The following is a 21755-nucleotide window of genomic DNA, read 5'->3' as shown; positions in this document are numbered from 1 at the left end:
GCGCCGAGAGGGTTGTGGGGTGTTCCAGCGGAGTGAGCCGCGGGCGTTCCCTGCAACACCCCTCATCCGTCGCCTTCGGCGACACCTTCTCCCACAAGGGGAGAAGGGGGAGCCGCGCCTTTCCACGGATCCGCCACCCGTGGCCAGATCGGCCGTTTCAGCTTCTTGTAATCCGTCACCGCCGGATTGCTTGGATAGGAACTCGGCGCCGCGACATAGATCACCTCGGCGGCGATCGGCGCGAAGCCGGCGTAGAAATGGTTGGTCGATTTGACCAGCAGGATGTCCTTCGACAGCGGATCGATGCCGATGTTCGAAAAGACGTCCGGCTCGAAGGTCTGGGTGCGGTTGGTGTTGAGGATGACGTCGACCTCGGTGCCTTCGATGCGCACCACCGCTGACGGCCCGAGCGTCACCCGGCTCGGCCCGAAACTCTGCCAGCCCTCGTTGACGGCCTTGAGCACCGTGACGCGCGCGTCGACCGGCTCGCCGGCCTGGGGTCCGGCCTTGCCGCCGAAGCGCAGGTCGATGACCGCGCCCTCGCCGGCCGCATGGCAGAAGGTCACCGCGATCGGGTCCCAGATCGTCGCCACGCCCACGCTCTTTATTCCCCGCGCCAACAGCTCGCGCAGCACGATGGTGCCGTCGCCCGGCACGCCGCCGCCGGGATTGTCCCAGATGTCGGCGATCACCGCCGGCTTGTCCTGGCGCGCCGAGCGCACGGCAAGCGCCCGCTCGATGCCGGCGGATGCGGAAAGCATCGTCATCGCCGTCTTTTCGCGCAGCGCATAGAGCTCGCGCCCCAGCGTCTCGGCGAGCTTGTCGCCCTTTTCCTTGTCGTTGTCGGTGATGACCAGGATGCGCGTGCCCATTTCCGGCACGTCGGCGGCCATGAAGCCATGGATGACCGACACCGACAGCACGCCGTCCTTGCCGTGCAGCGCCTTGATGCGGTCGACGAAGGAACGCATCGGCTCGCGGCTGGTCGGCAGCACCTGGATCATGCGGCAGTCGAAGGTCGAGATCACCGGCTTGATCTCGCCGCGCGCCGCGGCAAGGCCGAGCTCGACGACATGCTCGCCGCGTTCGTAGAAGTCGGTGTGCGGGAATTCGAGGAAATAGGCCATGATGTCGGAGGCCGCGACGCGCTTCGGCGTCAGATGGCTGTGCGGATCGAATTCCGAGGCGATCACCACTTTCGGCCCGACGATGGCGCGCACACGCTCCAGCAGATCGCCCTCGCAGTCGTCATAGCCCTGCGCCACCATCGCGCCATGCAGGCCGAGGATGACGGCATCGACAGGCAGGGCGGCTTTGAGCTGGTCGAGGATCTCGTCGCGCAGCGTCTCGAAAGTCTGCCGCTGCACCAACCCGCCGGGCTCGGCCCAGGTAGCAGTGCCTTCGATGACGGTGAGCCCCTCCTTGGCTGCACGCCGGCGCAGCGCCACGATCGGCGAGGAGCACAGCGTCGGCGTCTCCGGATGCTTGCCCGGCCCGGCATAGAAGGCCATCTCGAACGAAGCCCGGTCGGTCGGAACCGGCGAGAAGGTGTTGGTTTCCGTCGCTAGCGAGGCGGTGAAAATGCGCATCAAAACTCCGTGGGACTTTCTGTTTTTCGCAATTCCGGGCGGAAAACCGCTACACACTTTTCCTGGAATTGCTGGGATTGCTATTTTACGGCCCCGAGCGCCAGGCCCCGGACCAGGTAGCGCTGCAGCCAGATGAACAGGATCGCTACCGGCAGGGTGGCAAGCAGCGTCGCCGCCATCACATGGTGCCATTCGATCGTATAGCGGCCGGCGACCAGCGAGAAAACCTGGATCGGCAGCGTGTAGCTTTCCTGGCTGCGCAGCATGGTGAGCGCGACGACGAACTCGTTCCAGGCGTTGATGAAGGTGAAGATCGCCGTCACCGCAATCGCCGGCAAACAAAGCGGCAGGAACACTTTGCGCAACGTCGGCCAGCGGCCGGCGCCTTCCATCCACGCCGCCTCCTCGAGATCGCGCGGAATGGTGTCGAAATAGCTCTGCAGCATCCAGACCGTGAAGGCCACGTTGAACGCCATATAGATGAAGCCGAGCGCGGTGGTGCTCTCGACCAGGCCCCAGGCGGCCATCAGCCTAAACAGACCGAGCACCAGCACGATCGGCGAGATCATCTGCGAGATCAGAAGGAATTGGCGGAAGGCGCCATAGCCGGCAAAGCGGAAGCGCGACATGGCGTAGGCCGCCGGCACCGAGATCAGAATCGCGCCGATCGTGGCCAGCGCCGAGACATAGAGCGAATTGAGAAGCGCCTGGCCGAAGCCTGTCGCCACCCACATGTCGGCAAAATTCGACCAGCGGAATTCGCTCGGCCACCAGGTTGGCGTCAGCACCTCCGGACGAGGCTTGACGGCGGTGAGAAACATCACCGCGAAGGGAAAGATCGTCACCACGATCAACGGCGCGAGCAGCAGCCAGGCGATGATCGTGCGTTTGAGCTTGCCGTTCCTCATGCGCGCTGCTCCCGCATGGCGAGCCGCACATAGATCATGGTGAAGACGAGCAGGATGGCGAACATCACCAGCGACACCGCTGACGCCTCGCCGAGTTTGCCGATGCGGAAGGCGAGCTTGTAGAGATGCGTGACCAATATGTCGGTGGAGTTGGCCGGCCCGCCCTGCGTCATCACCCAGATGATCGGGAACGAGTTGAACACATAGATGGTGTTCAGCACGATCGCGATGTTGATGAAGGGTTTCAGCAACGGAAAGGTGATCTCGCGGAATTGCTGGAAGTGCGTTGCGCCCTCGAGTGCTGCCGCCTCGTAGAGGTCGTCGGGGATCGAGGACAGGCCGCCGAGGAAGATCGTGGTGGTGAACGGCACCGTCACCAATATGCCGATCAGCACCTGCATCGGGAACGCGGTCTCGGCGCTCGCCAGCCACTGGATGTTCTGGCTGATCAGCCCGAGCTTCATCAGTGCCGAATTCAGCATGCCGCTTTCACCGTTGAGCGCCCAGCGCCAGACCACCGCCGTCATCGTCAGCGACACCGCCCAGGGCAGCATGATGATGACGCGGGCAAGGCCGCGGCCGTAGAAATCGCTGTTGAGGATCATCGCCACCGGGATCGACAGAAGCAGCGCGCCGCCCACCACAAGCACGGTCCATAGACCCGTGCGCCAGAGGGCGGCGACAAAGTCAGGATCGGCGGCGAGCGCCCAGAAATTGGCCAGGCCGCTGAAGTCGCGCAGCTGGCCAAAGCGGTTCACGTCATGCGTCGAGATCTGCACGAGATCCCAGACCGGCCAGAAGATGACCACGGCCGCCAGGAACAGGCTGGGCAAGGTCAGCAGATAGGGCAAAAAACGATTTTGCATCGACCGGTTTGTACTGCGTTGCGGCTGGAGATTGGATTGCGCTGGCTTAACAGATTGACTTAATCCCGCCTCGTTCTTCTCAGGACACCGCTTCAGGATTCCTAGCGAGTGGCGGCGCTGTTCCTCACCTTTCTGGCCGTCCTTCGCGGCGGTTGCGGAAGAGAGCCCTTCCTCTCCCCCCGTCGATCGGGGGAGAGGTGTCGAGCGAAGCTCGACGGAGTGGGCCCTTGGCACAAGGCGAGGCGATGCTTGCGCCGAGTGCCCTTCGTAAGTCCGTTCGCGGCGGTTGCCAGGTGGTTCCCCCACTCCGTCTCGGCTTCGCCGAGCCACCTCTCCCCCCTCCGGAGGGAGAGGAAGGAGGCTAGCTGGGGCGGCGCTGACATCGATGATTCTGTCTTTCTGCTGAAGACCGGGAAAAGGATGTGGCGCGCCCCGACGGGTGGGGCGCGCCACGGGCGCAGGGAGATACGCCCTATTTCTTCAGCACGCCATTGGCCTTGTCCGCCGCCTCCTTCAGGGCGGCTTCCGGCTCGGCGCTGCCGAGATAGATCTTCTGCATGGCGTCCGACGTGATCTGGGCGATTTCCTCCCAGCCCGGAATGACCGGCGCGAAACGGGCGTCGGGCAGAAGCGCTGTAAAGGCGGCGAGATCGGCATTGTTGACGTAATAGTCCATCTTCGCCTCTTCCTTGTTCACCGGCAGGAAGCCTTCGCCCTGGGTGAACTTGGCGCGCTGCTCCTTGGTGAACAGGAAGTCGAGCAGCTTCCAGGCCTCGTCCTTGTTCTTGGAGTTCTTGAACATGATGATGGAGTCGGTCACGCCATAGGTGCCGCGCGCGCCGGTCGGTCCGGCCGGAATGGCGGCAACGCCGTATTTCAGGCTCGGGGCTTCTTCCTTGATCTGGTTGGACAGGAAGGGCGCGGTGATCATCATGCCGACCTTGCCCTGCTTGAACAGGTTCTGCACGTCCTCGCGGTTGTTGGAGGTGACGCCGGGCTCCGTCAGGCCCTCGTCGATCATCGACTTGTAAAGCTTGGCGGCCTCGAGCGCGCCAGGCGTGCCGAGGCCTGACGTGCCGTCCTTGTTGAGGATCTCGGTGCCCTGCGACCACATCGCGTAGTAGTAATAGACGTCGGTCTCGATCTCCTTGCCCTGCAGGCCGAACCCGAAGGCGCCTTGCGCCTTGATCTTGCGTGCATCCTCCTGCAGCTCGGTCCAGGTGGCCGGCGGCTTGGCGATGCCGGCTTTCTCGAACAGTTCCTTGTTGTAATACATGGCGCGCGCCGAGGCGGCGATCGGCAGGCCATAGGTGTGGCCGCCCATGATCGAGGGCTGCAGGAAGGTGTCGATGAAGCGGTCCTTGAACTCGGGCGTGATGTAGCTGTCGAGCGGCTCGGCGACATCCTGCTGCACGAAATCGATCAGCCAGCGCGTGCCGATGATCGAAAGGTCGGCATTGGTGCCGGCGGTGATGTCGGTGGTGAGTTTTTGCAGCAGCACATCCCAAGGCACGACCTCGTACTTGATCGTGATGCCGGGATTGGCCGCCTCGAATTCCTTCTTCACCGCTTCGAAATAGGGGCCGGTCTTGGCGCTGTATTCGGCGACGGTGACGCGCACCTCGCCGGCATCGGCGGGCGCTGCCAGCGCCAGCATGCTCATTCCGGCCAACAGGCCGACAGTCCATTTCGCAAGGCTCATCTGATTTCCTCCCATGATGCGCATTCGCGCCTGGCCCTTGAGGCACAGGATTTATGTGACTTTCCTACATTATCGATGGTTTTGCCCGATGCAAGCAGTTTATTATGTTGCTAAATTACATTTCGTTGAGTAGCGTTCTGTCGCTGTTTGACGTGGCGGAGGAGCGCGCATCGTGGTGTCAAAGGCCGATTTCGAGGGCAAGACAATTGTCGTCACCGGCGCTGGCGGCGGCCTCGGCTCGGCGATCGTGACGCTTATGGCCGAACGTGGCGCCCGCATCGTCGGCTGCGACCAGTCGGCCGAGGCACTCGCCAGTCCGCACATCGCCTCGCGCCACGTCTTCGACCTGCTCGACCGCGCCTCGATCGAAGCTGCGGTTCCCGCTTTGCTCGACAAGGACGGCGTCCCCGACATTCTGATCAACAACGCCGGCTGGACGCGCGCGGAGACGCTTGATGCGCTGACCGCGGACAGGATCGAGCAGGAACTCGACCTCAATCTCACCGGGGTAATGACGTTCGCCGACCCGCTGATCAAGGCGATGGCGGGGCGCGGCGCGGGCAGCGTCGTCTTCATCTCCTCGGTCAACGCCATCGCCCATTTCGGCAACCCCGCCTATGCCGCCGCAAAGGCCGGCATCAACGCCTACGCCAAGTCGGTCGCCGTCGAGCTCGGCCGCAGCGGCGTGCGCGCCAATGTCGTCTGCCCCGGCTCGATCCGCACCGCCGCCTGGGACCATCGGCTCGCCAAGGACCCGGAAATCCTCGGCCGGTTGAAGCGGCTCTATCCGCTCGGCCGCATCGTCAATGCGTCGGAAGTCGCCGAAGCCGTTGCCTTCCTTGCCTCCGACCGGGCTTCCGGCATAACAGGCGCGGTGGTGCCGGTGGACGCCGGACTGACGGCCGGCTACCTGCCTTTCATCGACAACATATTGGGAGCGTGACCATGACCGACGTCCTGTTTCGCAACCTGTCGAAATCCTTCGGCCAGCACAAAATCCTCGAGGACATCAACCTCGACATCAAAAGCGGCGAGTTCGTCGTGCTGGTCGGCCCATCCGGCTGCGGCAAGTCGACCCTGCTGCGCATGCTGGCGGGACTGGAGACGATCAGCTCCGGCGACCTCGTCATCGGCGGCATTCGCGCCAACGACCTGCCGCCGCAGAAGCGCAACATCGCCATGGTGTTCCAATCCTACGCGCTGTTTCCGCATCTGAAGGCCGCCGACAATATCGGCTTCGGCCCGAAGATCCGCGGCGAAACCCGCGCGGCGATCGACGACAAGGTGAAGAAGGCCTCCGGCGTGCTGAATCTCTTCTCCTATCTCGACCGCTATCCGAGGCAGTTGTCCGGCGGCCAGCGCCAGCGCGTCGCCATGGGCCGCGCCATCGTGCGCGAGCCTTCGGTGTTCCTGTTCGACGAGCCGCTCTCCAACCTCGACGCGCAGTTACGCGTGCAGATGCGCACCGAGATCAAGGCGCTGCACCAGCGGCTGAGATCGACCATCGTCTACGTCACCCACGACCAGATCGAGGCCATGACCATGGCCGACCGCATCGTGGTGATGGATCGCGGCCGCATCCAGCAGGTCGGGCAGCCGCTGGAACTCTACGACAGGCCGGCCAACAAATTCGTCGCCGGCTTCATCGGCTCGCCTTCGATGAGCTTTGTTTCCGGCGCGCTCAAATCGACGGACGGCAAATCATGGTTCGAGACCAAGGGCGGCCGGCTGGCGCTTGCCGGCAAGGCTGCCTCCGGCAGCGACACCGTCGAAGCCGGTATCCGGCCCGAGCATTTCGTCATCGGCACAGCGGATGATGCAATCGCCATCAACGTCGATGTCGTCGAGCCGACCGGCTCGGAGACCCATGTCTATGGCTCGATCGACGGCGACACGGTACGCGCCGTGTTCCGCGACCGGTTGCAGGTGAAGCCGGGCGACCGGCTACCGGTGACCGTCGACCCGCGCAACATCCATCTCTTCGACAAGGCGACCGGCCTCCCCCTATGAAGACGCCGGCCGACATCATCACCCGCCTGCAACTGATGTCGCAGGACGGCACCAAGTCGGACCGCCGGCTGGCGGGGCTGGTGCTTTCCGATCTCGATTTCGCTTCCAAGGCCGCGATCTCGGAAATTGCCGCGCGCGTCGGCGTCAGCGAGCCGACAGTCACCCGCTTCTGCCGCAATCTCGGCTGCGAGGGCCTGCGCGACTTCAAGTTCTATCTGGCGCAGGCCATCGCCATCGGCGGCCAGTATCTGTCGCCGGAGCCGCTGAGCCGCGATGCGCGCGAGCAGCGCATCGCCTCAGCCATCACCGAGGCGGCGATCGCCGCCATCCAGCGCGCCAGCGAAAACCTCGACATGACGACGCTGATGGACGTCGCCGCCCGCATCGCCAGCTCCGGCAATGTGCTGTGCATCGGCTCCGGCGGTATTTCCTCGATGATGGCGACCGAGATGCAGAACCGGTTGTTCCGGCTGGGGCTTTCGGCGCTCGCGCAGATCGATGGCCAGCTGCAGCGCATGTATGCCGCCGTCGCGACGCCGGAGACGACGCTGGTCGCCTTCTCGGTCTCGGGCTATGCGCGCTCGGTGATCGAGGCGGTGGAGGTCGCGCAGCAATACGGCGCCGCCACCGTCGCTATCACCGCGCCGGATTCGGCCTTGGCCAAGGTCGCCGACACGGTGATCCTTCTGCAGCCCTTCGAGGACGGCAACATCTACAAGCCGACCTCATCGCGCTACGCGTTGCTCGCCATCGTCGACATGATCGCCACCACGGTGGCGGAATCGCGCGGGCCGAAGGTGCTGGAGAACCTGCGCCGCATCAAGCAGAGCGTGAACACGCTGAAGGTAGACGACCCCAGGCTGCCGCTGGGGGATTGAAGATTGCAGCGGCTTGCGCCGTCGGCGTTGGCGATCCTTCGCGCCCCCCTCTGGCCTGCCGGCCATCTCCCCCGCTTGGGGGGAGATTGGCAGTTTCGGCGCTCCGCTCAATCCTGAAACGTCAGTAATTGGCGAAAGCCGCGGTGACAGTCGATCTCCCCCTTGTGGGCCTTGTGGGGGAGATGTCCGGCAGGACAGAGGGGGGCGCTGTCCCGCCTGCATCTCAATTTTTGGATTACGTGGAAAGCGCCTCGATACGCCTCACCAACGCCGCCACCTCACCTTGTATCCGCAATGTCTTCAGCCGCGACGTACCCCCGGCAACCACCGACACCGCGGAGCCAGGCACACCCAGCGCCTTCGCCACCATCCGCTCCAGCGCCTTGTTGGCCAAGCCGTTCTCCGGCACTGCGCGCACGCGCGCCTTCAGATGGCTGCGTCCGTCCGCGGCCGTCTCGACGCCTTCGATCCGGTCGAGCGCCGCCTTCGGCGTCAGCCGCACGTAGAGGTCGATGCCATCTTCGCGCGGGCGAAACGGCGCGCTCATCGACTGGGCCGGACCTCAGGCGACCAGTGACAGCACGGTCGTCAGCAGGAACTGCCGGATGAAGAAAATGATCAAAAGCAGGATGATCGGCGAGATGTCGATGCCGCCGAGATCCGGCATGAAGCGGCGGATTGGCCTGAGCGCCGGCTCGGTCAGCCGGTAGAGCATGTTGCCGATGGTGCCGACGAACTGGTTGCGCGAGTTGACGACGTTGAAGGCATAAAGCCAGGAAAAGATCGCCGAGGCGATGATGACCCACCAATAGAGGTCGAGCGCCATGACGATGGTTTGAATGAGGGCGATCATGCCGGTCTCCAAATTGTCGCCGACATGTAGCCATTGCTTGGCGAACCGGCAAGGCCCGCCGCCCACAGCGCATCGACGCCGGGCTGCCGTTTCGCCTTGACATCAAACGGCCGCGACCGATACAAGCCGATCCGCTGGAACGGGGCTGTAGCTCAGCTGGGAGAGCGCATCGTTCGCAATGATGAGGTCAGGGGTTCGATCCCCCTCAGCTCCACCAGCCGGATTTTGTGAGCCGCCGTCGTGCCGGCCTGCCCGCGGTCGCAAGCCCATAGCTAACCGAACAACCTCTGCATTTTTAGGCCAGCCCGAAAATCACTTTTTGTTTTCCGTCGCACGAGATTCGGCGCGCCCGCAGCGCCACCTCTCCAGCGCTGATTTTCGGTCAAAACTCCTCGGCAGCAAGACGTCCTGAATTGTGACCTCGCCAAACCGAATGGCGGGATTGCTCCAGCCCCGAAACGTCCGAACGGAGCGGTCATGAATTTTCGCTGAATGGAGCCTTCAGCCTCCGTTCCGGGCCACCCTCCTACAAAGGGGCCGTTCAGCGGTCCCCTGCCGCGTAGAAGGAGAAGTCCAATGACCCGCATATCAATCATCACCACAGCCTTTGCCGCCGTCGTCGGCTTGACCGCGGTCGCGCCCGCCATGGCCAATGACGTCAACATCGAACAATATGGCTGGCGCAATTCCGCCGGCGGCGCCCAGCACGGCTACCGCAACCGCATCCATTTCCACCAGGATGGCCGCTTCAACACCGCGATCGGCCAGCAATATGGTCATCGCAACCTGTCGGTGATCGGGCAGCAGGGCGTCAACAACCACGGTGCGACCTATCAGTACGGCAACCGCAACGCCGCGGGCATTGGCCAGTTCGGCTCGAACCACACCGCGATCCTGACGCAGGACGGCAACGGCAACATCGCCGCCGGCGTCCAGGTCGGCCACGGGTGCAATGCCGACGTCGGCCAGGGTGGCAGCGGCAACGTCGCCGCCTTCGTCCAGGACTGCCCCTGAACAATGGACGGCCGGCAACGGTGTTGCCGGCCCGCCATCCTGAAATGGCAAGGAGATCATCCATGACCAAACTGGGCAAACGAACAGCGGCATCGGCCGCGCTCCTGGCTGTGATCGCCGCCGGTGCGGCCGGCGCAACGGCCGGCAAGGATGGCTCGAATTCCGGGCCGCTGCGCTGCGAGATACGAGATACGGTTCAAGGCGACGCCATCCTGCTGGAGCCCGTGGTTTATGCCGACACGAGCATCAGCGGCACTTACACGGTCAGCGTCTCGGGAGGCGGCGCGTCCGGCTCCGTCAACATCCAGCAGGGCGGCGCTTTCGAAGCCGGCCCGGGCATTCCCGCATCGCTTGGCCGGATGAGCGTCGGGACGAATGGCGCTGCCTACGACGTAAAGCTGAAAGTGACCGCAGGCGGCACGAGCGTCAGCTGCGTCAAGCAGGTGTCCGGCGCGACCTGAACGCCGGCTATCCAACCGATCGAAAGAAAGGGCTCCGGGCAACCGGAGCCCTTCGCCATTTCCACCACGCCCTGGGGTGATTCCTGAAAGGTGAACGCCCCAGGTCTTGAACCGCTCCTGAACGAACCCTTCCGTCACGGTTCAGCCTGGCTATGCGACTGTTCCTCATCAACGGTCGAACCCGCCAGGAGTTGTAACATGAACCGCCAGATCACAAAGCTCGTCCAAGCCACCGCGCTCGCCGCGGCGATCGGCCTGCCCCTTGTCGCAGCTCCGGCAAAAGCGGGCGGGTCGATCGGATTTTACTACTCGCCCCGGACGGCCCGCGATGCGCGGGCGCTGGATCTCGGCCTGCGCGCCTATTCGCTCTACAACGGGCTGCGCAGCGGCGCCCATATCAGGCAGCTAGGGCGGAACAACCGTGCCGGCATAGGTCAGGACGGGGCCGGCAATCTCGGCATAATTCGACAGGAGGGCAGCGGACACTCCGCTGCCCTGCGGCAGGACGGCAACGACAATTCCTACGGCATTTTCCAGTTCGGCAGAAACACCGACGCCAACGTCGCTCAGGCCGGCGACGGGCAAAGCGGAGCAGCCCTGCTGTTCGGCTGGTAGGCGAGAAGTCGCCTGCTTGCAGATACGATACGTGGACGGCTGTCCGGCCACGTATCCGTCGCTACAGCCCATGCGGCCAGCAAGGGCAGCTTTCGGCCTCAATCGTCCCAGTCATCCCAATTGTCTTCGTCCTGCGGCGGATAGTTGGGAATGACCCGGATAATCGGCCGCGGACGCTGATAGCGCCAGTAGTACTCGTCCGGCTGTTGCGGCTCATAGGTGCGATAGATTTGCCGGTAGTGGTGCTTGGGCTTCCAGTACGTATGCTTCTTGTGCGGCCGCACGCAGTAGCCGTCCTCGGTCAGGTACGCGCATGACACGTGCGCCTCCTGAATCAGGCTGTCCCTATCCGGCGCAGCGATCATGGGCGCGGCCTGGACCGCGGATATCGGTGCCAGCATGGCGCCGGCAAGGGCAAGAACAGGTAATTTCATCGACCTCTCCATCGTCTCGAGTCGAGGCCGGAAAAACCTCTGGATTGGGGACGATTTGGGGCGGCCAGCGATCACTTTGATTTTCCGCTGCACATATGAGCGTTAGATCATGTTTCTGCCCGGCATGCCCGAAGCCCACTTTTGGGCCTGCGGTCCATGCGATCAGTCGGTGATCCTTCCCGCCACCCCGCAAAGCAGACCGGGTGCACCCTCCCCGCTAGTTCGCCAGCTGATCGAGAAGCGTGTCTATTTCCCCTTTCTTCGGCGTTTCGGGCGAAGCGGGAGTGGTTTGCGGGTCAGCAGCGGCGGGTTCCGCCGCTGGCGCGGGAGTCTCGGCGAGGGCCTCGCCATCCGGATTTGGACTTGGCGGCGGTGCGGGGGTTTCCGTATTGCCGCTGTCCGGCGGTGTGGCCGCCGCCGGGGTGGCGGGCGGCGATTTCGGCCGGGGCGCTGCGTTCCGTAAAAGATCGCCAATCAGATCCGCCGCTCCCTTGCCGGAACTATCGCCGGTCGCGCCTGTTTGGCCGGAGATGAGCTTGTCGAGATTGAGTTTTCCGGTCGGCAGCCCAAGCCGGCCTAACATATCCAGCGCGCCCTTCGGGTCCTTGGCCAATGCGCTCAAGTCCGGATAGACGCGGGGCGCGGACAAGGAGCCGTCGACCACAATCGGCACCCCGATGCCCTTTACGGCAACGTCGCCGCCCTGCCCGTCAAGCGACGCGACGACACGGGGGTTGAGATGGATGTCGAGCGTCTGGTCGGCGAGGTCCATCTTGCCCGAACCGTCCATCCGCACCAGCGGGCCGAGCAGGTTGATGTCCGTCGTCTGCGCGACGCCGTTCTCGATCGCGAATGAAGCCCCGAGTTCGGTGAACGTCGTCTTCTTGGCCTGATCCTGCTTGAAGCCACTGGACAGCAGTCCGACCAGGTTGTTGTAGACCTCCGCTATGTCGATGCCGCGGAATGCGCCGTCGCTGAACTTCGCCGCTGCCTTGCCGCCGAAGGAACGAGCAAGCGACCTGGTGGTCTTTCCCGAGCCGGAAATCGCGACAGTTGCATTGAGTGTTCCCTCGATGCGGTCGAAATCCGTCGCATCGTGAAGCAAGGGAGCCGCGGCCGCGCCGGCGATTGCAGTGTTCAACTCCACCGAAGGGGCGTCGCCGGCGCCGTCGGCGGTCATTTCCGCGGCAATCGTGCCGCCGTAGAAAGGACTTTGCGGCACGCTCAGACGAGCCTTCCCGTCGGCCACCGTCAGCGTGGTTGCCACCGGCCCCGCGAAGACCTTTCCATATCCGAGCCTGTCCGCCTGGATCTCGACCCTGGCGTCAATTCCCTTGAGAAAGGAGAGATCGATTGGGGTGTCGGCGACGCCGCCCGGTTTCTGTTTGCCGGCCGCTGCCGTCCCACCGCCGCCGGTGAGCGCTGCAAAATCAAGTTTCGCAAACTTGAGTGACGTTCGGATGTTGAGGGGCTCCCCCAGTTTCATCGAACCTTGTCCTGACGCCTTGACGCCATTCAGGGCGATGGCGGCCTTCTGAAAGGAAAGCTGCCCCGGGCCGGCATCGACGTCACCTTTGAAGGCAAAGCCTTGCAGACTGCGGGAAGCGCCTTGCCCCAGCCATTGCATGAGCTTGTCGACCGAAGGCGATGTGACCGAAACCTGGCCCTTGAACCTGCCGCCACCCCCGGCAATGCCGTTGACGCTGCCTTCGAGATATTTGGAGGAAACCGAGAGGCTGATCGGTCCGGACGCATCCGCAACAAAGGCACCGGCAAGAAATGATGCAGGCGCGATCTGGGACTGGAACGTCACGGCCTGTCCCCGCCAGGCGAGCTTGCCCGCCGCATCGACCGGCTTGCCCACGTCGTGAACTTTCACGTCCACGTTCAGCCCGGTGATGTCGTCGCCTTTTCGGTTCGCGAGCGGAAGCTTGCCGTCTCGGATCCCGACGGTTCCTTGCAGATTGGCGCTGCTGCGAATGCGTTCCGCAGTCAGCCCGCGAAAAGCGAACCCCATATCGGCCGTCAGTTTGCCGGACAACGGCACCGTTTGTCCGGCCAGCTTCGCCATTGAGCCTATGTCCAGCCCTGAGCTGGCAACGTTGCCCCGTATGGTGGGAGGTGTTTCACCGACATTCGTCGAGGCCTTCGCGGTGACGCTTCCCGCGTCGAGCCCGAAGTGCTCCAGTTTTGCCTCCAGGTGCCCGTCGCGCAGCGTTGCGGTGAGCTGGACATCGGACGCCCGTATCTTGCCGCCGACCAATTCATCGATGGCAACGCTGATGTCGGCATCGAAAGCCGACAGCATTGCCAGGTCGGATTCTCCGGAATCCGTCGAAGGCTTGCCCCCGCTGGAACCACCCTTTCCGATATCGCTCAAAGCGTCGATATCGACGCGCTGCGCCGCCAGGTCGGCGAAGAAGCGATGCCGCGCCCCAGGCTGAAAGAGCGCATCCATCTGGAAGCTTTGATCGCCGACGTCGAACTTTCCGCCCTTGATCTGATAACTGCCATTCCCGTTGAGCTGGACCTCTCCGCTTGCATGCAATGACGAGAATTTGGGAACCGGCGCCGGATCGAGGCGCGCCTCGATGGCGATTTGGGCCGGGAGCCGCCTCAGGATCGGCCTCAGCGCGGAAAGACTACCGCTCATTTCAACGCGACGGCCGTTGCTGGTACCGGCCAGTGAAAACGAGGCTTCCCGGTCGAGGTCCGGAACGCTCAGGTCGGCGTCGATCGCCGTCACGGTAACGGCATTGCCGGCTGTAGCGCCGGAGGCAAGGGTGCCATTCCTTATGGTCAGCTGGTTGATCGCGAGTCGATCGAGCGTGTCGACAATCGATGCGAACGGATCGGCCTGAATCTCCTTGGGTGCCGGGGGTGAATCCACGTTCGCTGAAGCCTTGACCGCGATTGTCGGATCCGTCAGCGCTACGGACTGTATCTCAAGCTTTTCCGACCACAGCGACGACAGCGTTATCGATGTCGAAAACCGCGGAGCGGATATCGCGAGGTCGCCCGTGTCGGTCGACAGGGAAATATTTTCCGCGACCACCGCCAGTTTGGGCAAGAGCGACAATCTGACTGGTCCATCCAGCCGAATGGTCATTCCGGTAGCGGATGACAATTGCCGGCTCAACTCGACACGAACCCAGTCAATTGAAATCAGGGCGGGCAAAAGGAAGAGCAGCCCGACGAAAAGAACCCCAGTCACGGTGAGTGCAGCGACGATTTTTCTCACATCGACCCGCCAACATGATCGGAAGAATCAGTATCGTCAGCATACATGCTTCGAGCGTCCGACTGAATTCCTGCGGGTGGGTGGATCTCCACAGCCACATTTCCCAAAACTTCACACGGACGAATTTCGGGCGGCTCCACAGGTCCGCTGCATCACGCCGCAGCCATTCGCATGCAAATGTTTCCAAGCCGACACGTTTGGAAACGTGCCGCGACCTTCCGTGCCATCCCCACGAAACAGACCGGGCGCATTTGTCGGGCGCGATCGGAAGGCGCCGCCTCACACCACTCGCAAGTAGCTCGTCATCCCGGTCTTCTGGTGCTCGATGATGTGGCAGTGGAGCAGCCAGTCGCCGGGGTTGTCGGCGACGAAGCCCAGCTGAACCTTCTCATCGGGCTGGATGAGATAGGTGTCGGAGACCAGCGGCTGGACCGCGCGCGTCGAAGACGACAGCACTTTGAAACTCATACCGTGCAGATGGATCGGATGCGAATGCGGCGTGAGGTTTTCCATGTCGATGACGTAGCTCTTGCCGAGCTTCAACTCCGCGAGCGGCGCGGTCGGGTCCGGCGTGTCGCCCGGCCACGGCACCTTGTTGATCGCCCAGAAACTGTAGCCGAGCGAGCCGCAGATGCCGTTGCCAGGCACATTTTCGGCGGTCGCGCTCAGCGCCAGCGGAATGCGCCTGGCGCCGGCGAGGTCCACCTCCGCCACCGGATTGGCTTCCAAGGGGCCGACATCGCGAAGGTCGCGCTTGAGCGATTTGCCGACCGCGCGCAGCGTCGCCAGGATTTTTGGCTTGGTGCCCCTGACGTCGCGCAGGCTGACGATCGCGCCTTCGTCGTCGGGCATGCGGATGGCAAGCTCCAGCCGCTGACCGGGCCCGAGTTGCAAGGCGTCGGGCGCAAAACGCCGCGGCACCGCATTGCCGTCGAGCGCGATGACCGCCGCCTCGGCGCCGTCGACGCGGAAGGCATAGATGCGGGTGACATCGGTGATGGCGGCCCGCAGCCGCACCAGGCCGCCGGCCGGAGCGTCATATTGCGGCTGGTCGAGCCAATTGGCGGTGCGCACCGTTCCATAGGTGCCGCTTCTCGCCGCGTCGCGCGGCCGGAACGGCTCGATGAACTGGCCGTCGTCGCCGAGCCGCCAGTCGCGCAAATTGACCACCACTTCGGCATCGAAAGCAGGATCGTTGGGGTTCTCCACCACGACGACGCCGGTCAGTCCATGGCCCATCTGCTCAAGCGTGTTGCAATGCGGGTGATACCAGAAGGTGCCGGCGTCGGGCGGCGTGAAAGCATAGTCGAAATGATCGCCCTGGTAGACATAGGGCTGCACCAGGAACGGCACGCCGTCCATCTTGTTCGGCACGCGGATGCCATGCCAGTGGATCGTCGTCGGATCGTCGATGCCGTTGACCAGCCGCGCGGCGAAGGGCTCGCCCTTGCGCATCCTGATGACCGGCGGCATGCCCGCCTGGCCGTAGGTCAGCACGTTCTTGGTCGGGCCGGCCTCCGTCAGCTTTGCCTCGATGCTCGCGGTCTTCAGGACAAGCGGCTCGGGCTTCGCCGCCGCCCAGCCGGCAAATCGGCCCGCGGCCGAGATACCGATGCCGGCCGCGCCGGCGGCGGCAGTGCCTTTCACGAGTTGGCGGCGTGTGAGAACCGTCATTCGAGTTCCACAATAGATGAGTAATTGCGTCAGGGTTTAGCATCATCGCGGCAGGCCCGATACGGGCACATCGTCGCCTCGGGCAAAAATCTCACCGCTCAAGCTGGACAGGACGCCGCTATGCGGGCCGCTCAATCCACAACGGCCGCGAAATGTCCGCTGCCGAAATCCCGCAGCACCAATTTCGGCACGCTCTCGCCGATGCGCCGCGTCGCGCTTGGAATTTCGCGGTCGAGACGGGCAAAGCGGGTCCGGCGCCGTGACGGATCGGGAACCGGCACCGCCTCGATGAGCCGCCGCGTATAGGGATGTCTCGGATTGGAAAAGACCTGGTCGCGGCTGCCGATCTCGACGATCTGGCCGAGATACATGACGGCGACGCGATCCGAGATGTTCTCGACCACCGCCATGTCATGCGAGATGAACAGATAGGCGACGCCGAATTCGCGCTGCAGCTCCTTCAGGAGATCGAGCACGCGCGCCTGCACCGACACGTCGAGCGCCGAGACGCTCTCGTCGGCGATGATCAGCTTTGGCCTGAGCGCCAGCGCGCGGGCGATGCAGATGCGCTGGCGCTGACCGCCGGAGAATTCGTGCGGATAGAGCTCCATCTGCTCAGACGACAGGCCGACTCGCTCGAACAATGCCGCCACGCTCTCGCGGCGCTCCTCTTTCGACCCGATGCCGTGGATCAGCAGCGGCTCGGCAACCAGATCGCCGACGCGCATGCGCGGGTCGAGCGAGGCGTAAGGATCCTGGAAGACCATCTGCACGTCGCGCCGGACCGCCTTGCGCTCACCCGCGCTGAGCCCGGAGAGCTCGCGCCCGCCGATCGTCACCCCGCCGCTATAGGGCACCAGGCCGGCCAGCGCCTTGGCCGTGGTCGATTTGCCGCAGCCGGATTCGCCGACCAGCGCCAGCGTCTCGTTCTGTCCGATCGAGAAGCTGACGCCTTCGACGGCGTGCACCCGCCGGTTGACCCGGCCGAAGAAGCCGCCGCGCAGGTCGAAGCGGACATGGAGATCGTTCACGACCGCCACCTTGCCCGGCGCGGCCGCTTCGCTCGTTCCGCCTGCCGCGCGGCGTCCTGCCCCCGAGCCGATGCGCGGAACGGCCGCGAGCAATTCTTTCGTATAGGCGGCCTGCGGCCTGGCGAAAATATCGGCGGTCGTGCCTTCCTCGACCATGCGGCCGTTGCGCATGACGATGACGCGATCGGCCATTTCGGCGACGACGCCCATGTCGTGGGTGATCAGGATGACACTGGTGCCATGCTGGCGCTGCAGGTCGCGCAGCAGCTCCAGCACCTCGCCCTGCACGGTGACGTCGAGCGCCGTCGTCGGCTCGTCGGCGATCAGCACGTCGGGTTCCAACGCCAGCGCCATGGCGATCATCACCCTCTGGCGCATGCCGCCTGACAGCTCGTGCGGAAACTGTGTTAGCCGGCTCTCGGCCTCGGAGATGCGCACCGCCTTCAGCGCCTTGACGGCGCGCAGCCTGGCGTCGGCCTGGGAAAGTCCGGTATGCGCCTCGATCGATTCGGTGAGCTGCCGGCCGATCGACAGCACCGGATTGAGCGAGGTCATCGGCTCCTGGAAGATCATGGCGATGCGGTCGCCGCGAATGTCGCGCATGCGCCGCTCGTCGAGCCCAGTCAGCTCGATCGCGCCGCGATCCTTGTCATGGAGCCGGATCATGCCCGCCGCAATGCGGCCGGCCGGCTGCGGCAGGAGCTGCATGATCGCCAGCGCCGTCATCGACTTGCCGGAACCGGACTCGCCGGCAATGCACAGCGTCTCGCCGCGTTTGAGCGACAGCGACAGGCCGGACACCACCTCGCGCTCGCCGTCCTCGCCGCGCACGCTGACGCTGAGGCCGGCGATTTCGAGCACCGGCCCAGCGGCCGCCTTATCGGCGGCTTCCGCGCGTTTCTCGACCACGCCTGCGCTCATTCAAACACGCAGCGCGGGAAGTAGAACGATACCACCCAGTTCGGCATGTCGACGATCTCGCTTATGCGAAGATCGCCGCAGACCGAGACCAGCATATAGGCATCGACCGGGTCGAGCTTGTAACGGGCGGCAAGCAGGTCGACCATCTGACTGACGGCCTCCTTGGCCCCGGTCATCAGGTCGGGCCCGATGCCGGTGGTCACCTCATAACCCTTGGCGTCGAGATGCCTTGTCACCGGACCCGGAGTGGTGAAGCGCGGCGTCTTCAGCCGCGCATCCTTGACCAGGTCGAGTTTCAACACGACATCCATCGGGCTTTCGATCGCCGTGCCGCACACTTCGCCGTCGCCTTGCGCGGCATGCGTGTCGCCGACCGAAAACAGCGCGCCCACCACTTCGACCGGCAGATAGAGCGTGGTGCCGGCGGCGAGGTCGCGTATGTCGAGATTGCCGCCGACGCGCCGCGGCGGCACCACCGAATGGTGGCCCTTCTCGCCCGGCGCGTTGCCGATCGTGCCGGCGAACGGTTTCAGCGGCACGCGGCCGTTTTTGCCGAACAGCGCCGGCTCGAGCGAGGCGGCATCGTATTTCCAGATAGTCAGCGCCGGCTCCTTGAAGTCGTCGGCGAGCAGGCCGAAGCCCGGAATGTTCGCCGTCCAGCCGAAGCCGGACGGTTTGAACATCTCGATCGTCACCTTCAGCGCGTCGCCGGGCTCGGCTCCGTCGACGAAGATCGGCCCGGTCACCGGGTTGATTTGGCCGAAGTCGAGCCCGGCGATGTCGGCGGCCGTGCTGTCGGTTTTCAACTGGCCGCCCCCGGCATCAAGGCATTGGAACTCGATCGTCGAGCCGGGCGCCACCCGCTCGGCCGGGGCAAAGGAATTGTCCCAGCCGAAATGGTGATGGCGCCCGTGGATGGTGTAGTCGCAGTTACTGCACATCTTTCACATACACATTGTCGTAGTTGATCGGGATATGGACCGGGTCGACATAGAGGTTGTCGGCGCCGCCCATGCGGGCCGATTTCAGCGTGAAGCGCTGCTCGTTGAAGACCGGAGCCCAGGGCGCGTCCCCCATGATCTTGTCGTAGATCGCGCTCCACATCTTTTCGCGGTCGGCGGACTTGGCCGGATCGACGACGGAATCGGCCTCGGCCGCCTTGGCGTCGAGATCCTTGCTGCAATACCAGGACCAGTTCCAGCCGCCCGGCACCGCGCCGGCGCAGCCCAGGATCGGTCCGTAGAAGTTGGACGGATCCGGGAAGTCGGCGATCCAGGCCATGCCGCCCGACCAGATCATCGGCGCGCCGGCCTTGTCGCCGCCGGCGGCGATCACATTGGCCTGCGCCAGCGATTGGATGCTGGCCTTGATGCCGATTGCCGCCAGATCCTGCTGGATCGCCTGCGCGATGCGCGGATTGGGGTCGGTGTTCATAGCGAAGAGCTGCGTCTCGAAGCCGTCGGGGTGGCCGGCCTCGGCAAGCAGGGCCCTGGCCTTGGCGACGTCATAGCCATAGCCCTTGAAGGCCTTGTCGTAGCCCGGCATCGACGGCGGCAGCGGCTGGTTGGCCGGCACCGCGCGGTTGTTGATCATCTGGACGATACGGTCCTTGTTGATTGCCATGTTGACCGCCTGACGCACCTTCACGTTGTCGAAAGGCGCCATGGTGGTGTTCATGGTGATGTAGCCGGTGTGCAATTGCCCGCCCACCACGACACGCGCCTTCTGCTCCGGATCGTTCATCACCTCCTGGAACTTGGCCGGCGGAATGCCGTCGCCGGGCACGTCGATCTCGCCCTTCTGCAGGCGCAGCAGCGCCACGATCGGCTCCTGGCCGATCTCGAAGGTGATCTTGTCGAGATGCGGCAGGCCCTTGTGCCAATAGTCGGGATTGCGCTCGAAGACGATGCGCTGGCCGAGCGTCCACTCGGCAAGCTTGAAGGCGCCGGTGCCGACCGGATGCTTGCCGAAATCGGCGCCGTATTTCTCGACTTCCTCCTTCGGCACCACATGCGAGAAGTTGATGGCCATGACATGCAGGAAGGTGGCGTCCGGCCGGGTCAGCTCGAACTTGATCGTTTGGGGGTCGACGACAGTGACGCCGGCGAGGCTTTCGGCCTTGCCGGCGGCGACGTCGTCATAGCCCTTGATCGAGCCGAAGAAGCCGGCGCCGGGGCTCTGCGTCTTCGGATTGGTGACGCGGTCGAGCGAGTACTTCACGTCGTCGGCCGTCATCTCGCGGCCGTTGTGGAATTTGACGCCATGGCGCAGCTTGAAGGTGAAGGTCTTGCCATCCGGCGAGATCTCATAGCTCTCGGCAAGGTCGGGCTTGAGCTTGGTCGTGCCGGGCTCATAGTCCATCAGCCCGTCGAACAGGCTCTTGATCATCGACCAGTTCTGCCAGTCGTAGCCGATCGCGGGATCGAGGGTCGCAACGTCGTCCTTGTAGGTGATGGTGATGGCGCCGCCCTGCTTGGCGTTCGGGTCGACGGCGTCTTCGGCGCGCGCGCTTGCCATGCCGAGCATCAGCGCAAGCGCCGACGCCGCCACGGTGGATGCCAGGAATCGTCTCATGTCACTGTTCCCTTTCTCTGGTTGTTGCCGTTTTCATCCGAGCTTGATGCTCATCTCAGTTTGATTCGGGGATCGATGAAGGGCGCGATGATGTCGGCGAGAAGGTTGCCGAGCACGATGGCGAAGGCCGAGACCAGGGTGACGCCCATGATGATCGGGATGTCGACGCGCTGGATGGCCTGCCAGGCGAGCTGGCCGATACCCGGCCAGCCGAACACGCTCTCGACCACCACGATCCCACCCATGAACACGCCGATGTCGATGCCGATCATGGCGACGACCGGCAGGATGGCGTTGGGCAGCGCATGGCGGAACAGGATGGCGCCGCGCGCCAGGCCCTTGGCGCGGGCGGTGCGCATATAGTCCTGGCGCAGCACGTCGATCATCGACGAGCGCATCATGCGCGCGTACCAGCCGGCGCCGAGAATGCCCATGGTCAGCGACGGCAGGACGAGGTGGCGCCAGCTGCCGTAGCCGCCGATCGGGAACCAGCCCAGCCTGACCGCGAAGACGTAGAGCAGCAGCAGGCCGACGACGAATTGCGGCGCCGAGACGCCGACGAAGGAAGCGACCATCAGCGTCTGGTCGGTGGCGCTGCCGCGCTTGACGGCGGCGATCAGCCCCATGGTGAGCCCGATCGCCAGCTCGCAGAAGATTGCCCCGACCATCAGCAGCAGGCTCGCCGGCAGCCGCGAAACGATGAGCTCGGTGACTTCCGAGCGCTGGATGTAGGAACGGCCGAGATCGCCGGAGACCAGCCTGGTGAGGTAGTGCCAGTACTGGACGATGAAGGGCTGGTCGAGGCCGAGCTGCCGGCGGATGTTTTCCACGGTCTCGGGCGTCGCGCTCCGCCCGGCGATCTGGCGCACCGGATCGGCGGGCAGCAGATAAAGCAGCGCGAAGGTGATCAGCGAGACACCGATCAGGATGAGCAGCGACTGGATGAGGCGTCGGCCGAGATAGGCGATCATGACCGGCCTCCCA

19 protein-coding genes and 1 tRNA gene are annotated in these 21755 nt (G+C 64.1%); 7 read left to right on the top strand and 13 right to left on the bottom strand.

What is annotated here, in order from left to right:
* Positions 1-62 precede the first annotated feature (62 nt).
* The 4 genes from AC4FWB_RS25400 to AC4FWB_RS25385 form a co-directional block, all read right to left on the bottom strand.
* Positions 63-1589, bottom strand: coding sequence for a M81 family metallopeptidase (locus tag AC4FWB_RS25400; RefSeq protein WP_491028975.1), 1527 nt, complete (start codon positions 1587-1589; stop codon positions 63-65).
* Positions 1590-1669: 80 nt separating this feature from the next.
* Positions 1670-2497: a carbohydrate ABC transporter permease gene (locus AC4FWB_RS25395; RefSeq protein ID WP_491028974.1), complete on the bottom strand. Its 828-nt coding sequence runs from the start codon at positions 2495-2497 to the stop codon at positions 1670-1672.
* Positions 2494-3363 carry a carbohydrate ABC transporter permease gene (locus AC4FWB_RS25390; protein ID WP_491028973.1) on the bottom strand — a complete coding sequence of 290 codons (870 nt, stop codon included), beginning with the start codon at positions 3361-3363 and terminating at the stop codon, positions 2494-2496. The genes AC4FWB_RS25395 and AC4FWB_RS25390 overlap by 4 nt, the downstream gene beginning before the upstream one ends.
* A 472-nt stretch (positions 3364-3835) precedes the next feature.
* Positions 3836-5065: an ABC transporter substrate-binding protein gene (locus AC4FWB_RS25385; RefSeq protein ID WP_491028972.1), complete on the bottom strand. Its 1230-nt coding sequence runs from the start codon at positions 5063-5065 to the stop codon at positions 3836-3838.
* A gap of 172 nt (positions 5066-5237) precedes the next feature.
* Between AC4FWB_RS25385 and AC4FWB_RS25380 the strand changes: the two genes are divergently transcribed.
* The 3 genes from AC4FWB_RS25380 to AC4FWB_RS25370 are packed head-to-tail and all read left to right on the top strand — an operon-like array spanning position 5238 to position 7953.
* The gene (locus AC4FWB_RS25380; protein WP_491028971.1) at positions 5238-6008 is read left to right on the top strand and encodes an SDR family NAD(P)-dependent oxidoreductase; all 771 of its coding nucleotides are present in this window, start codon (positions 5238-5240) and stop codon (positions 6006-6008) included.
* A 2-nt stretch (positions 6009-6010) separates the two neighbouring features.
* Complete coding sequence (locus AC4FWB_RS25375; RefSeq protein ID WP_491028970.1) at positions 6011-7075, top strand: ABC transporter ATP-binding protein; 1065 nt, start codon at positions 6011-6013, stop codon at positions 7073-7075.
* A complete protein-coding gene (locus tag AC4FWB_RS25370; RefSeq protein ID WP_491028969.1) occupies positions 7072-7953 on the top strand; it encodes a MurR/RpiR family transcriptional regulator in 882 nt (293 codons plus the stop codon). The genes AC4FWB_RS25375 and AC4FWB_RS25370 overlap by 4 nt, the downstream gene beginning before the upstream one ends.
* 235 nt (positions 7954-8188) lie before the next feature.
* Here AC4FWB_RS25370 and AC4FWB_RS25365 read toward each other — a convergent pair whose 3' ends face one another.
* Together AC4FWB_RS25365 and AC4FWB_RS25360 are read right to left on the bottom strand one after the other, a co-directional pair.
* Positions 8189-8500: a DUF167 family protein gene (locus AC4FWB_RS25365; protein ID WP_491028968.1), complete on the bottom strand. Its 312-nt coding sequence runs from the start codon at positions 8498-8500 to the stop codon at positions 8189-8191.
* A 15-nt stretch (positions 8501-8515) separates the two neighbouring features.
* Positions 8516-8806 (bottom strand): YggT family protein, encoded by a 291-nt coding sequence (locus AC4FWB_RS25360; protein ID WP_059189536.1) that lies wholly within the window; start codon positions 8804-8806, stop codon positions 8516-8518.
* Between the two features lie 141 nt (positions 8807-8947).
* Here AC4FWB_RS25360 and AC4FWB_RS25355 point away from each other — a divergent pair.
* The 4 genes from AC4FWB_RS25355 (at position 8948) to AC4FWB_RS25340 (ending at position 10896) form a co-directional block, all read left to right on the top strand.
* Positions 8948-9023 (top strand) — tRNA-Ala (locus tag AC4FWB_RS25355).
* 359 nt (positions 9024-9382) lie between these two features.
* Complete coding sequence (locus tag AC4FWB_RS25350; protein ID WP_491028967.1) at positions 9383-9820, top strand: curlin; 438 nt, start codon at positions 9383-9385, stop codon at positions 9818-9820.
* 62 nt (positions 9821-9882) lie between these two features.
* Positions 9883-10281 (top strand): curli-like amyloid fiber formation chaperone CsgH, encoded by a 399-nt coding sequence (gene csgH, locus AC4FWB_RS25345; protein ID WP_491028966.1) that lies wholly within the window; start codon positions 9883-9885, stop codon positions 10279-10281.
* A gap of 198 nt (positions 10282-10479) precedes the next feature.
* The gene (locus AC4FWB_RS25340) at positions 10480-10896 is read left to right on the top strand and encodes a curlin (protein WP_491028965.1); all 417 of its coding nucleotides are present in this window, start codon (positions 10480-10482) and stop codon (positions 10894-10896) included.
* 98 nt (positions 10897-10994) lie between these two features.
* Here the strand turns inward: AC4FWB_RS25340 and AC4FWB_RS25335 are convergent, their stop codons facing one another.
* The 7 genes from AC4FWB_RS25335 to AC4FWB_RS25305 all read right to left on the bottom strand — a co-directional run bounded on the left by AC4FWB_RS25335 (position 10995) and on the right by AC4FWB_RS25305 (position 21742).
* Entirely contained in the window at positions 10995-11330 is a 336-nt protein-coding gene (locus AC4FWB_RS25335) for a hypothetical protein (protein WP_491028964.1), read from the bottom strand.
* A gap of 217 nt (positions 11331-11547) precedes the next feature.
* On the bottom strand, positions 11548-14571 hold the full coding sequence (locus AC4FWB_RS25330) for an AsmA family protein (protein WP_491028963.1): 3024 nt from the start codon (positions 14569-14571) through the stop codon (positions 11548-11550).
* 279 nt (positions 14572-14850) lie between these two features.
* Positions 14851-16245 (bottom strand): multicopper oxidase family protein, encoded by a 1395-nt coding sequence (locus AC4FWB_RS25325; RefSeq protein WP_491028962.1) that lies wholly within the window; start codon positions 16243-16245, stop codon positions 14851-14853.
* 131 nt (positions 16246-16376) lie between these two features.
* Complete coding sequence (locus AC4FWB_RS25320) at positions 16377-18185, bottom strand: ABC transporter ATP-binding protein (RefSeq protein WP_491028961.1); 1809 nt, start codon at positions 18183-18185, stop codon at positions 16377-16379.
* Positions 18186-18193: 8 nt separating this feature from the next.
* Positions 18194-19138 carry an acetamidase/formamidase family protein gene (locus tag AC4FWB_RS25315; RefSeq protein WP_491028960.1) on the bottom strand — a complete coding sequence of 315 codons (945 nt, stop codon included), beginning with the start codon at positions 19136-19138 and terminating at the stop codon, positions 18194-18196.
* Complete coding sequence (locus AC4FWB_RS25310; protein WP_491028959.1) at positions 19128-20771, bottom strand: ABC transporter substrate-binding protein; 1644 nt, start codon at positions 20769-20771, stop codon at positions 19128-19130. Before AC4FWB_RS25310 ends, AC4FWB_RS25315 begins: the two co-directional genes overlap by 11 nt.
* A gap of 50 nt (positions 20772-20821) precedes the next feature.
* On the bottom strand, positions 20822-21742 hold the full coding sequence (locus AC4FWB_RS25305; protein ID WP_491028958.1) for an ABC transporter permease: 921 nt from the start codon (positions 21740-21742) through the stop codon (positions 20822-20824).
* Between the last annotated feature and the right edge of the window lie 13 nt (positions 21743-21755).

The sequence above is a fragment of the Mesorhizobium sp. LEGMi-168a genome (assembly GCF_058312955.1).
Note: the sequence above shows the minus strand (reverse complement) of the source record. Positions and strands in the feature narration are given on the sequence as shown.

Excerpts from the sequence above, each read along its gene's own strand:
- AC4FWB_RS25310 (WP_491028959.1), bottom strand. The coding sequence starts at position 20,771 with ATGAGACGATTCCTGGCATCCACCGTGGCGGCGTCGGCGCTTGCGCTG.
- AC4FWB_RS25375 (WP_491028970.1), top strand. The coding sequence starts at position 6,011 with ATGACCGACGTCCTGTTTCGCAACCTGTCGAAATCCTTCGGCCAGCAC.
- AC4FWB_RS25335 (WP_491028964.1), bottom strand. The coding sequence starts at position 11,330 with ATGAAATTACCTGTTCTTGCCCTTGCCGGCGCCATGCTGGCACCGATA.
- AC4FWB_RS25395 (WP_491028974.1), bottom strand. The coding sequence starts at position 2,497 with ATGAGGAACGGCAAGCTCAAACGCACGATCATCGCCTGGCTGCTGCTC.
- AC4FWB_RS25350 (WP_491028967.1), top strand. The coding sequence starts at position 9,383 with ATGACCCGCATATCAATCATCACCACAGCCTTTGCCGCCGTCGTCGGC.
- AC4FWB_RS25370 (WP_491028969.1), top strand. The coding sequence starts at position 7,072 with ATGAAGACGCCGGCCGACATCATCACCCGCCTGCAACTGATGTCGCAG.
- AC4FWB_RS25360 (WP_059189536.1), bottom strand. The coding sequence starts at position 8,806 with ATGATCGCCCTCATTCAAACCATCGTCATGGCGCTCGACCTCTATTGG.
- AC4FWB_RS25365 (WP_491028968.1), bottom strand. The coding sequence starts at position 8,500 with ATGAGCGCGCCGTTTCGCCCGCGCGAAGATGGCATCGACCTCTACGTG.
- AC4FWB_RS25305 (WP_491028958.1), bottom strand. The coding sequence starts at position 21,742 with ATGATCGCCTATCTCGGCCGACGCCTCATCCAGTCGCTGCTCATCCTG.
- AC4FWB_RS25340 (WP_491028965.1), top strand. The coding sequence starts at position 10,480 with ATGAACCGCCAGATCACAAAGCTCGTCCAAGCCACCGCGCTCGCCGCG.
- csgH (WP_491028966.1), top strand. The coding sequence starts at position 9,883 with ATGACCAAACTGGGCAAACGAACAGCGGCATCGGCCGCGCTCCTGGCT.
- AC4FWB_RS25385 (WP_491028972.1), bottom strand. The coding sequence starts at position 5,065 with ATGAGCCTTGCGAAATGGACTGTCGGCCTGTTGGCCGGAATGAGCATG.
- AC4FWB_RS25315 (WP_491028960.1), bottom strand. The coding sequence starts at position 19,138 with ATGTGCAGTAACTGCGACTACACCATCCACGGGCGCCATCACCATTTC.
- AC4FWB_RS25325 (WP_491028962.1), bottom strand. The coding sequence starts at position 16,245 with ATGACGGTTCTCACACGCCGCCAACTCGTGAAAGGCACTGCCGCCGCC.
- AC4FWB_RS25400 (WP_491028975.1), bottom strand. The coding sequence starts at position 1,589 with ATGCGCATTTTCACCGCCTCGCTAGCGACGGAAACCAACACCTTCTCG.
- AC4FWB_RS25390 (WP_491028973.1), bottom strand. The coding sequence starts at position 3,363 with ATGCAAAATCGTTTTTTGCCCTATCTGCTGACCTTGCCCAGCCTGTTC.